The 14,684-nt window shown below is 68.5% G+C and carries 9 protein-coding genes; 7 read left to right on the plus strand and 2 right to left on the minus strand.

Features of this window, described 5'->3' with window-relative positions:
- Positions 1–91 precede the first annotated feature (91 nt).
- The 3 genes from dctA to ACIQF0_RS22980 all read left to right on the plus strand — a co-directional run bounded on the left by dctA (position 92) and on the right by ACIQF0_RS22980 (position 8,015).
- Positions 92–1,453: a C4-dicarboxylate transporter DctA gene (dctA, locus tag ACIQF0_RS22970; protein WP_401032364.1), complete on the plus strand. Its 1,362-nt coding sequence runs from the start codon at positions 92–94 to the stop codon at positions 1,451–1,453.
- Positions 1,454–1,993: 540 nt separating this feature from the next.
- Positions 1,994–6,517 carry a glutamate synthase large subunit gene (gene gltB / locus ACIQF0_RS22975; RefSeq protein WP_401032367.1) on the plus strand — a complete coding sequence of 1,508 codons (4,524 nt, stop codon included), beginning with the start codon at positions 1,994–1,996 and terminating at the stop codon, positions 6,515–6,517.
- Positions 6,510–8,015, plus strand: a complete 1,506-nt coding sequence (locus tag ACIQF0_RS22980; protein ID WP_401032369.1) for a glutamate synthase subunit beta — start codon at positions 6,510–6,512, stop codon at positions 8,013–8,015. Before gltB ends, ACIQF0_RS22980 begins: the two co-directional genes overlap by 8 nt.
- Positions 8,016–8,084: 69 nt before the next feature.
- On the opposite strand, the gene ACIQF0_RS22985 is transcribed toward ACIQF0_RS22980, so the two are convergent.
- On the minus strand, positions 8,085–10,154 hold the full coding sequence (locus tag ACIQF0_RS22985) for a TIR domain-containing protein (protein ID WP_401032371.1): 2,070 nt from the start codon (positions 10,152–10,154) through the stop codon (positions 8,085–8,087).
- A gap of 249 nt (positions 10,155–10,403) precedes the next feature.
- Here ACIQF0_RS22985 and ACIQF0_RS22990 point away from each other — a divergent pair, with 249 nt between their 5' ends.
- From ACIQF0_RS22990 to ACIQF0_RS23000, 3 genes are all read left to right on the plus strand, one after another.
- Positions 10,404–10,721 carry a hypothetical protein gene (locus tag ACIQF0_RS22990; RefSeq protein ID WP_401032374.1) on the plus strand — a complete coding sequence of 106 codons (318 nt, stop codon included), beginning with the start codon at positions 10,404–10,406 and terminating at the stop codon, positions 10,719–10,721.
- Between the two features lie 156 nt (positions 10,722–10,877).
- Positions 10,878–11,351, plus strand: coding sequence for a carbonic anhydrase (locus tag ACIQF0_RS22995; protein ID WP_360041513.1), 474 nt, complete (start codon positions 10,878–10,880; stop codon positions 11,349–11,351).
- 14 nt (positions 11,352–11,365) lie between these two features.
- Positions 11,366–12,694: a SulP family inorganic anion transporter gene (locus ACIQF0_RS23000; RefSeq protein WP_401032377.1), complete on the plus strand. Its 1,329-nt coding sequence runs from the start codon at positions 11,366–11,368 to the stop codon at positions 12,692–12,694.
- A gap of 56 nt (positions 12,695–12,750) precedes the next feature.
- Here the strand turns inward: ACIQF0_RS23000 and ACIQF0_RS23005 are convergent, their stop codons facing one another.
- On the minus strand, positions 12,751–13,995 hold the full coding sequence (locus tag ACIQF0_RS23005) for a CHRD domain-containing protein (RefSeq protein WP_401032380.1): 1,245 nt from the start codon (positions 13,993–13,995) through the stop codon (positions 12,751–12,753).
- Between the two features lie 165 nt (positions 13,996–14,160).
- Here ACIQF0_RS23005 and ACIQF0_RS23010 point away from each other — a divergent pair, with 165 nt between their 5' ends.
- Entirely contained in the window at positions 14,161–14,610 is a 450-nt protein-coding gene (locus ACIQF0_RS23010) for a hypothetical protein (RefSeq protein WP_401032383.1), read from the plus strand.
- The last annotated feature ends 74 nt before the right edge of the window (positions 14,611–14,684 follow it).

The following is a 14,684-nucleotide window of genomic DNA, read 5'->3' on the forward strand; positions in this document are numbered from 1 at the left end:
GTCAGGGCTGTCTGAAGTTTCCTCACGCCGGGTTGTCGGGCCAGGTGGCGCGGCTCACTCTCTCTCCCAACACGTAGTTCAAGGAGGAACAGTGGCCACCACGACCACAGGGCGCAAACCGATCTACAAGCACCTCTACTTCTGGGTGCTGGTCTCCATCGTTCTGGGCGCTGCCGTCGGCTTCCTGTTCCCCAAACAGGCGTCCGAGATGAAGTGGCTCGCCGACCTGTTCGTGAACCTCGTGAAGGTCGTCATCGCGCCGACCATCTTCGCGACGATCATCGTCGGCATCGCGGGCCTCGGAAACCTCGCCAAGGCGGGCGGGCTCGCGCTCAAGACGATCCTCTACTTCACCGCGATGACCACGGTGGCGCTCGCCATCGGCCTCATCGTCGTGAACATCGTGCAGCCGGGTCACCACGGCGGCGACATCACGCTCAACGCGAGCCAGGCCGACGCGACGCTCAAGTCCGCCTCGACCACGGAGACCGGTGTCACCGGCTTCATCCTGAGCCTGGTGCCGAAGTCGTTCGTCAGCGCGTTCACCGACGGCCAGCTGATCCAGGTGCTCGTGGTCGCCATCCTGGTGGCCGTCGCGGTCGCCGGCATGGGTGAGCGCGGCGCCAAGGTCGTCTCCGCGATGGAGACGCTCTCCAAGGTGATGTTCGGCATCATCAAGATCGTCATGTACGTCGCGCCGATCGGTGCCTTCGGCGGCATCGCCTACACCGTCGGCAAGTTCGGCGGCAGCGTGCTCGGCAAGCTGGTCTGGCTGATGGGCTCGTTCTACGCCACGTGCATCGTGTTCGTCGTCGTGGTGCTCGGCCTGGTCGCGAAGTTCGCGGGCTTCAGCCTCTTCAAGTTCCTGCGCTACATCAAGGACGAGATCCTGATCGTGCTCGGCACCTCGTCGTCCGAGTCGGTGCTGCCGCGCATGATGGTCAAGCTGGAGGCGGCGGGCGCCCAGAAGTCGGTCGTGGGTCTCACCATCCCGACCGGGTACTCGTTCAACCTCGACGGCACCTGCATCTACCTGACCATGGGCGCGATCTTCATCGCCCAGGCCACCGGTCACGACGTGTCGATCGGCGTCCAGATCGGCCTGCTGCTGTTCATGCTGATCGCGTCGAAGGGCGCGGCGGGCGTCACCGGCGCCGGCCTCGTCACCCTGGCCGCCTCGCTGCAGGCCTTCGAGGCGCACTCGGCCATCCCCGCGGTCGGCATCGCGCTGATCGTCGGCATCGACCGGTTCATGTCCGAGGCCCGCGCCATCACGAACGTCATCGGCAACGGTGTCGGGTCGCTCGTGGTCGCCGCCTGGCAGAAGGGCCTCGACAAGGAGCGCCTGACCCACGTGCTGAACAACCCGGACAGCGTCGACGTCGACGACCTGCTGGCCCAGCAGACCGGTGCCGAGGGCGACGACAAGAAGGAGCCGGTCGCGGCTCACTGAGAACGTCCGTGACCGGAGGCGTCTCCTCGCCTCCGGTCACGAGACCTCAGACCTCCATGTATGCCGAGGTCCCGCTCTCCCCGCATGCGGCGTGGGGTGAACGGGGCCTCGGTCTCGTTTGGCAGGCAACAGTCGCGGTCTGCCCCGGTGGACAGTGGCGCGGTGGCTGTGGCCGGTTTCGAGTGAGCGTCCGCTAACTGGGACGACAATGGCTCGACCAGCGAAAACGCGTGGGTACCCAGCTCATCCAGTGGCAAACCGGGAATGTCGCGCAACTCTCATCCGGCTGGCCGATGTTGAACGTTCGGTTACGCTTACCCGGCTGTAACGAGCGTCGACGTTGGCTGCAATGTCGCTCCCAGGCCGGGAATCGTTACACATCCATGACCTAGATCACCCATTGGCGGGTGTCCCTGGGTTTCGCGGCTGTTAAAGTCGCGTCAACACGCGGGCCATCGTCGTCCCGTGCTCCCTTGTTGGTTCGAGGTCTGAGCACGAGGACATTGTTCTTTAGCGAGGACGACGAAGGAGGTCTGCGCAGTGATCTTCTCCGCCATCCCCGGCCCCCAGGGTCTTTACGACCCGGCTGATGAGCGCGACGCGTGCGGCGTCGCCATGGTGGCCGACATCCAGGGCAGGCGTTCCCACGGCATCGTCGTCGATGCTTTGACAGCGCTGGCGAACCTGGAGCACCGGGGCGCCGCGGGCGCCGAACCCACTTCGGGTGACGGTGCTGGCATTCTTCTGCAGCTGCCGGACGAGTTCCTGCGTGCTGTGGTCGATTTCGACCTTCCCGAGCGTGACCAGTACGCGGCGGGAATCGCCTTTCTTCCGTTTGAATCCGAAGAACGCGTCGCCGCGATGCAGGAGATCGAACGCATCGCGGAAGAGGAGAGCCTCGTCGTTCTCGGCTGGCGCGACGTCCCGACCGAACCGGAGAAGGCCAACGTCGGCCCGACCGCGATGTCGGTGGCGCCGCACTTCGCGCAGCTCTTCGTGAAGGGCACGCGCGACGAGGCCGGGATCGCCCTGGACCGCCTCGCCTTCTGCCTGCGCAAGCGGGTCGAGCACGAGGGCAGCGTCTACTTCCCCTCGCTGTCGGCGCGAACGATCGTCTACAAGGGAATGCTGACGACCGAGCAGCTGCCGGCGTTCTTCCCCGACCTGCACGACGAGCGCCTCTACTCGGCGATCGCGTTGGTGCACAGTCGTTTCTCCACGAACACCTTCCCGTCGTGGCCGCTCGCGCACCCGTTCCGGTTCGTCGCGCACAACGGTGAGATCAACACCGTCCGCGGCAACCGCAACCGCATGCGTGCCCGCGAGGCGTTGCTGGACAGCGAACTCATCCCCGGCGACCTCGCCAGGCTGTTCCCGATCTGCAACCCGGACGGCTCGGACTCGGCGTCGTTCGACGAGGTGCTGGAGCTGCTGCACCTCGGCGGCCGCAGCCTTCCGCACGCGGTGCTGATGATGATCCCGGAGGCGTGGGAGAACCACGCCACGATGGACCCGAAGCGCCGCGCCTTCTACCAGTTCCACGCGAGCCTCATGGAGCCGTGGGACGGTCCGGCCTGCGTCACCTTCACCGACGGTGAGCTGGTCGGCGCGGTCCTCGACCGCAACGGCCTGCGCCCCGCCCGCTGGTGGCAGACCGCGGACGGCCGGGTCGTTCTGGCATCCGAGACCGGTGTGCTCGACGTGCCGTCCGACCAGGTGGTCGCGAAGGGGCGGCTGCAGCCCGGCCGCATGTTCCTCGTCGACACCACCGCGGGCCGCATCATCGACGACGACGAGTTCAAGTCGTCGCTGGCCTCGGAGTCGCCCTACGACGAGTGGCTGCACGCCGGCCTGCTCGACCTGGCCGACCTGTCGGACCGCGAGCACGTCGTGCAGAGCCACGAGTCGGTCGTGCGCCGCCAGCTCACCTTCGGCTACACCGAGGAGGAGCTGCGGATCCTGCTCACGCCCATGTCGATCATGGGCATGGAGCCGCTGGCGTCCATGGGCACGGACACCCCGGTCGCGGCGCTCAGCCAGCGTTCCCGGCTGCTCTACGACTACTTCGTGCAGAACTTCGCGCAGGTCACGAACCCGCCGCTGGACGCGATCCGCGAAGAGATCGTCACGTCGGTCAAGCGCGTGATGGGCCCCGAGCAGAACGTGCTCGACCCCGGCCCCGTCTCGTGCCGCCACGTGACGCTCGACTACCCGGTCATCGACAACGACGAGCTCGCCAAGCTCATCCACATCAACGACGACGGCGACCTGCCGGGCTTCGCCTGCACCGTCCTGTCCGGACTGTACGAGGTGGACGGTGGCGGCGAGGCGCTGACCGCCGCGATCGAGCGCGTGCGTCGCGAGGCGTCGGAGGCCATCGCGAACGGTGCTCGCACGCTGGTGCTGTCGGACCGCGACTCGGACCACCGCATGGCGCCGATCCCGTCGCTGCTGCTGGTCTCCTCGGTGCACCACCACCTGGTGCGCACCAAGGAACGCCTGCGGGTCGCGCTGGTCGTCGAGTCCGGTGACTGCCGCGAGGTCCACCACGTCGCCGCACTGCTGAGCTACGGCGCCGCCGCGGTGAACCCGTACCTCGCGTTCGAGACGATCGAGGACCTGATCAGCCAGGGCGCCATCTCCGGCGTCCGCGCGCACAAGGCCGTGCGCAACTACGTCAAGGCGCTGGTCAAGGGCGTCCTGAAGATCATGTCGAAGATGGGCATCTCGACCGTCGGTGCCTACACCGCGGCGCAGATCTTCGAGGCGGTCGGCCTGTCGAACGACCTGCTGGACGAGTACTTCACCGGCACGCAGTCCAAGCTCGGCGGCGTCGCGCTGGACGTGCTCGCCGAGGAGGTGGCGGTGCGTCACCGCCGCGCGTACCCGGACAACCCGACCGACCGCGCGCACCGCAGGCTCGAAGTCGGTGGCGAGTACTCCTACCGCCGCGAGGGCGAGCTGCACCTGTTCACGCCGGAGACGGTGTTCCTGCTGCAGCACGCCACGAAGACGCGCAAGGAGGACGTCTTCCGCCAGTACACGGCGGAGGTCGAGCGCATCTCCCGGCAGGGTGGCACGTTGCGCGGGCTGTTCAAGTTCCGCAACGAAGGTCGCACGCCGATCCCGATCGACGAGGTCGAGCCCGTCAGCTCGATCGTCAAGCGCTTCAACACCGGCGCCATGTCGTACGGCTCGATCTCGGCCGAGGCGCACGAAACCCTCGCCATCGCGATGAACCGCCTCGGCGGCCGGTCGAACAGCGGCGAGGGCGGCGAGGACCGCGAGCGCCTGTACGACCCGGAGCGGCGTTCCGCGGTCAAGCAGGTCGCGAGTGGACGGTTCGGCGTCACGAGCGAGTACCTCGTGAACTCCACGGACATCCAGATCAAGATGGCGCAGGGCGCGAAGCCCGGCGAGGGCGGCCAGCTGCCCGGCTTCAAGGTCTACCCGTGGATCGCGCGCACCCGGCACTCCACGCCGGGTGTCGGTCTCATCTCGCCGCCGCCGCACCACGACATCTACTCGATCGAGGATCTGGCGCAACTCATCCACGATCTTAAAAACGCGAACGAGCAGGCACGGGTTCACGTGAAGCTCGTCTCGTCGATCGGTGTGGGCACGGTCGCGGCCGGTGTGGCCAAGGCACACGCGGACGTCGTGCTGATCTCCGGCTACGACGGCGGCACCGGTGCCTCGCCGATGAACTCGCTCAAGCACGCCGGCACGCCGTGGGAGATCGGCCTCGCGGAGACACAGCAGACGCTGCTGCTCAACGGGCTGCGCGACCGCATCACCGTCCAGGTCGACGGCGCGCTGCGGACCGGCAGGGACGTCGTCGTGGCCGCGTTGCTGGGCGCGGAGGAGTTCGGCTTCGCCACGGCACCGCTGATCGTCGCGGGCTGCGTGATGATGCGCGTCTGCCACCTGGACACGTGCCCGGTCGGCGTCGCCACGCAGAACCCGGACCTGCGGGCCCGCTACACCGGTCAGGCCGACCACGTCGTGAACTTCTTCGAGTTCATCGCGCAGGAGGCCCGCGAGATCCTGGCCGAGCTCGGTTTCCGCACGATCGACGAGGCCGTCGGTCACGCGGAGCTGCTCGACAAGGACGAGGCGATCGAGCACTGGAAGACCGCGGGCCTGAACCTGGACCCGGTCTTCGAGGTGCCGGAGACCCCGTACCCGACGGCGAAGCGCAAGATCCGCGACCAGGACCACGGCCTGGACAAGGCCCTGGACCGCACGCTGATCCAGCTCGCGGAGGCGGCGCTGGAGGACGCGCACCAGGTCAAGCTGGAGCTGCCCGTCCGCAACGTCAACCGCACCGTCGGCACGCTGCTCGGCGCCGAGGTCACCCGCCGCTTCGGCGGCGAGGGGCTCGAGGACGACACGATCCAGGTCAGGCTGACCGGGTCGGCCGGCCAGTCGCTCGGCGCGTTCCTGCCGCGCGGAATCACGCTCGAGATGGTCGGCGACGCGAACGACTACGTCGGCAAGGGCCTGTCCGGCGGGCGGATCATCGTCCGGCCGTTCGAGGACGCGCCGTTCCGCGCCGAGGACCAGGTGATCGCGGGCAACGTGATCGGCTACGGCGCCACGTCCGGTGAGATCTTCCTGCGCGGCCGCGTCGGCGAACGCTTCTGCGTCCGCAACTCCGGCGCGCTGCTGGTGGCGGAGGGCGTGGGCGACCACGCGTTCGAGTACATGACCGGTGGCCGGGCAGTGGTGCTCGGGCCGACCGGGCGCAACGTCGCGGCCGGCATGTCCGGCGGTATCGCGTACGTGCTCGACCTGGATCCCCTGTCGGTGAACCAGGAGATGGTGAATCTGCAGCGCCTCAGCGCCGAGGACCTGCGTTGGCTCAAGGACGCCGTCACCAAGCACCACCAGGCGACGGGTTCCGCCGTCGCCGCGTCGTTGCTCGGTGACTGGACCCGTCGGGCCGGTGCGTTCACGAAGGTCATGCCCGGCGACTTCCAGCGAGTGATGGACGCGATGCGTCTCGCGCGCGCCGAGGGCCGGGACGTTGACGCGGCTGTCATGGAGGCGTCTCGTGGCTGATCCACAGGGTTTTATGAAGCACACCCGCTCCGACGCGCCCAAGCGCGCGAAGCCGGAACGGTTGCAGGACTGGAACGAGGTCTACCTCCACGAGGACCCCGTCGATCGCAACAAGGCCGTGCGCACGCAGGCCACGCGGTGCATGGACTGCGGCATTCCCTTCTGCCACAGCGGAACCGCGGGCTGTCCACTCGGGAACCTGATCCCCGAGTGGAACGACCTGGTGCGCCGCGGCGACTGGGAGCTCGCCTCGGACCGCCTGCACGCCACCAACAACTTCCCGGAGTTCACGGGCCGGTTGTGCCCGGCGCCGTGTGAGGCCGCCTGCGTGCTGTCGATCTCGCACGACGCGGGCGGTGCCGTCGCGATCAAGCGGGTCGAGGAGACCATCGCGGACGTGTCGTGGGAGAACGGCTACGTGCAGCCGGCCCACGCGACGGTGTCCTCCGGCAAGCGCGTCGCGATCGTCGGCTCCGGTCCCGCCGGACTTGCCGCCGCACAGCAGCTGACCCGCGCGGGCCACGAGGTCGTGGTGTACGAACGGGACGACCGGCTCGGTGGCCTGCTGCGGTACGGCATCCCCGAGTTCAAGATGGAGAAGAAGGTCCTCGACCGCAGGCTGTCGCAGCTTCGCCGCGAGGGCACGAAGTTCGTGACCGGCTGCGAGGTCGGCGTCGACATCACCGTCGAGGAGCTGCGTGCCGAGTTCGACTCGGTCGTGCTCGCCGTGGGTGCGTTGCGGGGCCGTGACGACAAGACGACTCCTGGGCGTGAGCTCAAGGGCGTGCACCTCGCGATGGACCACCTGGTGCCCGCGAACCGCGCTGTCGAGGGTGACGGCCCGTCCGCGATCTCGGCCGAGGGCAAGCACGTCATTGTCATCGGCGGTGGCGACACGGGTGCCGACTGCTACGGCACCGCGACCCGCCAGGGCGCGCTGTCCGTGACGCAGCTCGACCAGTACCCGATGCCGCCGTCCGTCCGCGACGACGACCGTTCGCCGTGGCCGGTGTGGCCGCACATCCTGCGCACGTACCCCGCGCACGAGGAGGCCGGCGAACGCCGCTTCACCGTGGCGGTCAAGCGTTTCGTGGGCGACGACGACGGCCACGTGCGCTTCATCGAACTGCAGCAGGTGCGGGTCGAGAAGGACTCGTCCGGCCGCCGTTCCGTGGTGCCGCTGACCGACGAGATCGAGGTCCTGCCCGCGGACATGGTGCTGCTGGCGATCGGCTTCGAGGGCGTCGAGCACATGCGTCTGCTGGACGACCTGGGTATCTCCCTGTCGGCGCGCGGCACGATCTCGTGCGGCTCCGACTGGCAGACGGCCGCGCCCGGCGTGTTCGTCTGCGGGGACGCGCATCGCGGCGCCTCCCTCGTGGTGTGGGCGATCGCCGAGGGGCGGTCCGTGGCGAGCGCCGTGGACAAGTTCCTCACGGGTTCCTCGAACCTGCCCTCGCCGGTCATCCCGAACCAGCTTCCGCTCGCTGTGGTCTGACAACGGCGTCCGACCAGCGGAGAGCAGCATGACGCCCCGGCCGACAACGACGTCGGCCGGGGCGTTCGCCTATGCCGCCTGGGCGCAGGTGTCGCGGTAGTCCAGTTCCGGTAGATATCGCTGCCATTCGAGCGGGCTGAGGCCCCCTGCCGCGACCTCGCAGGCCTGGGCGAACAGGTTGCCGGGCATGCCGAACGAGTCGAGCAACGTGGTGGTCAGTTCGGCTTTCGTGTCCTGGCTGGGCGCCAGTGCGTGCGCGGTCAGGCCGAGACGCAGCGCCAGTCGTGGCGATGACGTTCGCGCTACCTGGGCCTGCACCACGAGTGCGCGTGCTGTCGCCCTGTCCCGGTCCACGCTGGCGTTGTGCCACTGGAACGCCGCCAGCCCGGCCGCGCCGATCGCGGCCACCAGGAACACCGCCAGCCAGCTGACCGTGCGCCTGCGGTCGCGCCGGCGTTGCCCTCGCAGCGCGTGGATCCGGTCGCGGCTCACGGCCAGGAACCGGCGGGCGTCGGGGGAGAGGTCGTCGTTCGCCACCAGCGGCGCGACGGCGGCGAACGTGTCCTCGTTGAGCAGCAGGTGGTCCGCGCGGTCGCCCTCGATCCACTGCGAGGCGTCCAGCTCGACGGACCGGGCCGCGCGCAGGCCGATCTGCCGTTCCTCGATGGCGCTGCGCAACGGCCGCCACTCGGTGAACAAGGCCTCGTGCGCCACGCCGATCCAGCGGCCCTGCTTGTCGCCGCTCGCGGTGAGCAGACGGTGCCGGACGAACACCTCCAGCGCGGCACGGGCGTGCGCGTCCAACTGGGACATGTTGACGCGCTTGCGGGTCGGCCTGCCCGTGTGGTCGAGCGTGGCCAGGGTCGCGAGGCGGGCGAGCAGTTCTTCCTTGCTCATCCCGGTTTCCGCGACGGCGCGGTCGAGCACGTCGTCGGCGTGGCGGGCGAGTGCGCCGTGCACGCCGCCTAAGTGCTCGTACAGTTCGCTGGAGAGCGTGCCGCCCCTGGGCACGCCCATCGCCAGGTGCTGCAACGTGAACGCGAGCAACGGCAGGGCTTCACCGCTCGCCGTGTCCTCGACCAGCAGCGCGACGAGCTCCGGGTGCACCTTCAGCCCGGCCACGCGGGCAGGGCCGGTGATCACGATGTTGAGCACCTCGCGCGCGAGCGGCGCCAGCACGTAGCTGCCGAGGTGGACGCCGCTCAGTTCGGGCAACGTCCGCAGGTCGTCCAGGAACTCCGACCGCAGCGTCGCGACCACCCGCACGTTGTCCGCGAGCGCGTCCTTGAGCAGGCTCGCGACGAGCTGGCGGTCCTTCTCTCCGGCACGGGTGAAGAGCTCCTCCGCCTGGTCGATGGTGATCAGGAGTCTGCGGTCCTCGTCCACGAGCTCCTGGGCGACGCCGCGCAGCCCGTCGAGGGCGAGTCGATCTCTGGTCTCCCGCAACGTCCAGCCGAGCCCGACGCGGCCGGCCGTCTTGCGCACCGCGCGGGCGAGCGCGTCGAGCGGGTCGTTGCCCGGCAGCCACGGCGGCATGACGAGCCAGCGCGGGTCGTCCGCGAGCTGGGCCAGCAGACCGGCCCTGACCAACGACGACTTGCCGCAGCCGGACGGGCCGACGACGGCGAGCAGGCCGGGCCCGCGGCGCACTTTGCGGGCCAGCGCGCGGGTTTCCGCGTCCCGGCCGAAGAACACCGCGCTGAGCGCCGTGCTGAACGCGTCCAGGCCGGGGAACGGTTCCTGGTCCTTCGGGAGCTTGCGGCCGTCGGTGTCGAACCGCCGCAGCGCCTTCTCCAGGTGCCGGCGGGCGGTGGTGTGCGGGATGTGGTTGAGGTGCCCGATCAACGGGTGGATGACGCCGTCGAGTTGTACGGGCAGCAGGAGGGTGCCCAGCGCGTCCGCGATGGCGATCTCGGCGTTGCACCAGCTCGACGTGACCGACGCCTGGCTGACGACGCACACGACGGCGTCCGCGATCCGCAGCTCGTGGTGCAAACGTTCGCGCCACGCCTCGCCGACCTGGATCCCGTCCTCAGGATGAACTTCCAGGAAGATCTCGTGATCACCTTCGAGCCAGTTGCGGATGTGTGTCGCGATCGCCACGTTCTGCGTCGCGTGGCTGATGAACACCCTCGCCACGACCGTCTCCTTTGCCATTCGGTCACCGATTGTGCAGAGCTGACAGGGATCGGCGGCCGGTCGTCCACTGATTGGCGGATCTACAACGTGGCAGGACCACTCTCCGCATACGTACGTTTCCGTGAAATCAGAAGCCCTTTCGGGTGAAACTTGTGTGTGTTGTGAGCAAAGTCAGTCTCGTATATCGCGGAACTTGTCCACTTTGGGCGAAACTGATAGTCGTAGATCAACTCGGTTGGGGGTGTGAGCATGCGCAGCGTTCTTCTCGCTGTCATCGTCGCCCTGTGCGCCGTGCTGACCCCGGCCGTGTCCACTGTGTCGATCGGCGCGCCGCCGCCGAAGTCGAAGACCTCTGTCCCCAAGGAAGAAGCTCCGCGCGAGGAGCGCGAGACGAGCCGCCTGCGTCTGCTGGTCACGTCCGTCGACCGCACGTCCAGCGTGGCCGCTCCGTCGTTCTTCACGGTGTTCACGCCGCGCGGCGTTCCCGGTGTTCTCGCGCTCATCTCCGACGCCGAACCGATACTGGTCTGGCGCACACCTCCTGCACTGCAGGTGTTCCGAAACTGATCGGTCCCCGCTGCCCGATCCAACCGAAACACTTTTCCTTAGCAGTGAGGGACTCCCATGGACTTCCATCGCTTTGTTCAGCATGCCCGCGCACACGCCGCATCGCGTTCCCGCGCACTGGGTCGCAGGCTCGCCGCTGGTCAGCAGCCCACCACGATGTTCATCACGTGTGCCGATTCGCGCATCGTGACGGCCGCGATCACGGGTGCCGAGCCCGGTTCGCTGTTCGAACTCCGCACCGCGGGCAACGTCATCCCGCCCTATTCGCTCACCGCGCCGTCCAGTGAGATGGCGACGATCGAGTTCGCCGTGCTGCAACTCGGTGTCAGCGAGATCGTCGTCTGCGGCCACTCGCACTGCGGTGCGGTCGGCGCGTTGACGGGCGGCGGCATCGACCACCTGCCCGCGATGCGCGGGTGGCTGCGTCCCGGACGGCCGCGCCAGTCGTCCGATCCGGCGATGCGGACCGAAGGACAGGAACACGTGCGCGCCCAGCTGGAAACCCTGCTGGCGTACCCGTTCGTGGCCGAGAAGGTCGCTTCGGGTTCGTTGCGCGTCCACGGCTGGTTCTACGACATCGAGACCGGCGAGGTCTCCGCGTGTGCCGAGCACGCCTTCCTTCCGCTGTAGGGGTTTCTGACGTGATGAAGAAGTACTGGACCGACCTCGGCGCGTCGGTCGTCGTGTTCCTCGTGGCGCTGCCGCTGTGCGTGGGCGTGGCGGTGGCGTCCGGGGTGCCGGCCGAACTCGGCATCGTGACCGGCGTGGTCGGCGGCATCGTCGTCGGCCTGCTGCCGGGCAGCACGATGCAGGTGAGCGGACCGGCCGCCGGGCTGACGGTGCTGGTGGCGGATGCCGTCAGCCGGCACGGAATTCAGGCGCTGGGCGTGATCGTGCTCGGCGCCGGGTTGTTGCAGGTGGCGCTGGGCTTAGCCAGGTGCGGGCGGTGGTTCCGCGCGATCTCGCCGTCCGTGGTGCAGGGCATGCTCGCGGGCATCGGGCTGGTGCTGATCTTCGGCCAGCTGAAGCATCTGATCGTCTCGCCGGTCGCGTTGGCACTGGGCCTGCTCACCGTGCTGATCATGCTGCTGTGGCAACGGACTCCGCTGCGGGTCGTGCCGGGCATCCTGGTCGGAGTGGTCGTGTGCACCGCGGTGGCGGCGGTGTTCGCGTCGGACGTCGAACGCATCACGGTCGGCACCCTCTCGACGGACGTGCACCTGCCTGATTTCTCGTTGCTGGACACCGGAGTCATCGGCACCGCCGTGGTGTTCGCCCTCGTCGCCTCGGCGGAGTCGATGTTCAGCGCGGCCGCCGTCGACCGCATGCACAGCGGCCCGCGCACGCAGTACAACAAGGAACTGGTCGCGCAGGGCGTGGGCAACACGATCTGCGGCCTGCTGGGCGCGTTGCCCATGACGGCGGTGATCGTGCGCAGCGCGGCGAACGTCAACGCCGGGGCCCGCACCAAGGCCTCCAGGGTGCTGCACGGCGTGTGGCTGCTGCTGTTCGTGGTGCTGCTGCCGGGGCTGCTGACGCTGATCCCGGTCGCGGTGCTGGCCGCCGTGCTGGTGCACGCCGGGTGGAAGCTGCTGGGCCTGGGCGAGGTGGTCGCGTCGTGGCGCACCGACAAGGCCGAGAGCTTCATCTTCGTCCTGACGGCCGGTCTCATCGTGGCGACCGACCTGCTGACCGGCACCGTGGCCGGTCTGCTGGCGGCGGTGATCAAGACGGCCTGGGACGTGTCCAGGCTGCAGGTGACCGTGACGGCGGAGGGTGTGGCGTTGCGCGGCAACGCGACGTTCCTGAAGCTGCCCGTGCTGCTCGACGAACTGGACCGCGTGGACCGCGAGCACGTCCGGATGGACCTGAGCGGGGTCCGGCACCTCGACCAGGCCTGCGGGCAGGCGATCGACCAGTGGGTGGACGAGTCGAGGCGGGCCGGCAAGACGGTCGACCTCGTCGGGAGATAGCGAAAGGCGCCGCGACCGTGGGGGTCGCGGTCGCGGCGCCTCTCTCATTCAGTTGGCTAGTGAGTCGTGAACTGGCCGCGCACCGCTCCGCCGGGGAACGCCGCCGTGTGGATGTTGGAGTAGAAGTCCTTGGGGGACTTGCGCAGCGCGTCCAGCGTGGCCTTGTCGGCGGTGGCCGTGCCCGAGACCGCGAAGATGCCGTTCGGGACGGCGGTGCCGAAGAACGTGATCTTCACGGCGCCGTTCACGCCCTTCGCGCCCTGGTGGACGTGGCCGAGGGTCGGCGCGTCGACGTTCACCCACGCCAGCGAGAAGTCGACACCGGTGGCGGTGGGCTGCACGAACGTGATGGCCTGGCCGTCCGGGTCGCCGACCTTCGGGCCGTCGGCCACCGGAACCTCGTTGCGGCCGTTGGAGAACGCGCGGAGCTTACCGCCCTTGATGATGTCGAGCGGGTTGACCTGCCTGGTCAGCGGCTTGAGCTGGCCGCGGACCGCGCCACCGGGCTTCTCGGTGCTGTGCAGGTTCACGTAGAAACCGGCCGGGTTCCTGCGGATGTCCTCGGCGAGCTTCGCGTCGACCACGGTCTGGCCGGCGGCGGCGCCCAGCGTCTCCGGCATCGCGGTGGTGAACAGGTTGACCTTCACCGCGCCGTTCTGCCCGGCCGCGCCCTGGTGGATGTGGCCGAGGGTGAGCTGGGCCGTCTTCTTCCACTCCAGCGCGAACGTCACGCGGTCACCGCGCACCTCGACCAGCGCCTTCGCCGAGGCGTCCGCGTCGCCCACGGCGGGGCCACCGGCGGTCGGGACCTCCTGGCGGCCGTCCAGCTCGGCGGAGAAGAACACGGGCTTGCCGGTGGCGGGCTTGACCGGCGGGGTCTGCGGCGCGGTCTGGCCGGGTGCGGGCGGAGCCGTCGTGTGGCCGCCGTGCCCGGTGCCGTGGTCCTGTGCGCCCGCCTTCGTGGCGGTCGGCTTCTCGGCGGAACCGCCCGCGTCGATGTTGAGCGTGGGGCCGTCGGCGGTGAAGAACTCGAAGGCAGAGCCGCCGTTCTTCACGACCACGCGCACCTCGATCCGGCCGTGGCCGGGCTTCACGGTGAAGGTGCGGGACTCGCCCCTCTTGGCGCCGTCGAGGCAACGGCCTTCCAGCTGGTCGGCGGCGCAGAGACTGGCCTCGTAGCCGGCCGTGTTCGTGATCTTCACGGTCACGGTGTCCTGGGCGGCGGACGCCGGCGTCACCACGGCTAGTCCGAGCGTGGCGCCCAGAAGGCATGCGGCAGCGACGTTTTTGTTGACAGGCATGGGATGTGCTCCAAGGCTCCGCTGTGGGAGTCGGGGGGTCTGGCGGACCCGACATGACCAACACGGACGTCGATCGGATTCGGTTCAAGGAATCTTCCGATGAACCGAACCACGTCTCATTACGTGTCAACGTCGGAACAGAGCACACCCCGCTAGGAGACGAAAATGCGTGCACGTATGGGAATTCTGCTGCTGCCGGTGTTGCTCGCCGGACTGGCTGCCTGCGGAAACGAGGCACCGCAACAAGGTTCGCGGCAGGAGGCCCCGGCGAAGGTCGAGGTGAAGATCGCGCAGTCCGACCTCGGACCGATCCTCGTCGACCAAACGGGACGGACGCTCTACGCCTTCACCAAGGACGAGAACAAGTCCAGCGCGTGCGACGCCGACTGCGTCGCCGTGTGGCCCGCGCTCACCGCGGAGTCCGAAGTGGACGCCAAGGACGGCGCTGACGGACAGCTCGTTTCGCAGATCGACGAGAGCTCGCAGGCCGTGTACGGAAAGTGGCCGCTCTACTACTACGTGGGAGACCAGGTCGCCGGTGACCTGAACGGCCAGGGCGTCGACGACGAGTGGTTCGCGATCGCCGCGGACGGGAAACTGGTCAGGAAGAGCTGATGAACACTGGGCCGTTCGGGTGTATGCGGCTAACGGCCCTGTGGGAGATGTCGACCCTCAAGATGAACCAGTAG

This window comes from Lentzea sp. NPDC092896 (assembly GCF_044754905.1).
Taxonomy (GTDB): domain Bacteria; phylum Actinomycetota; class Actinomycetes; order Mycobacteriales; family Pseudonocardiaceae; genus Lentzea.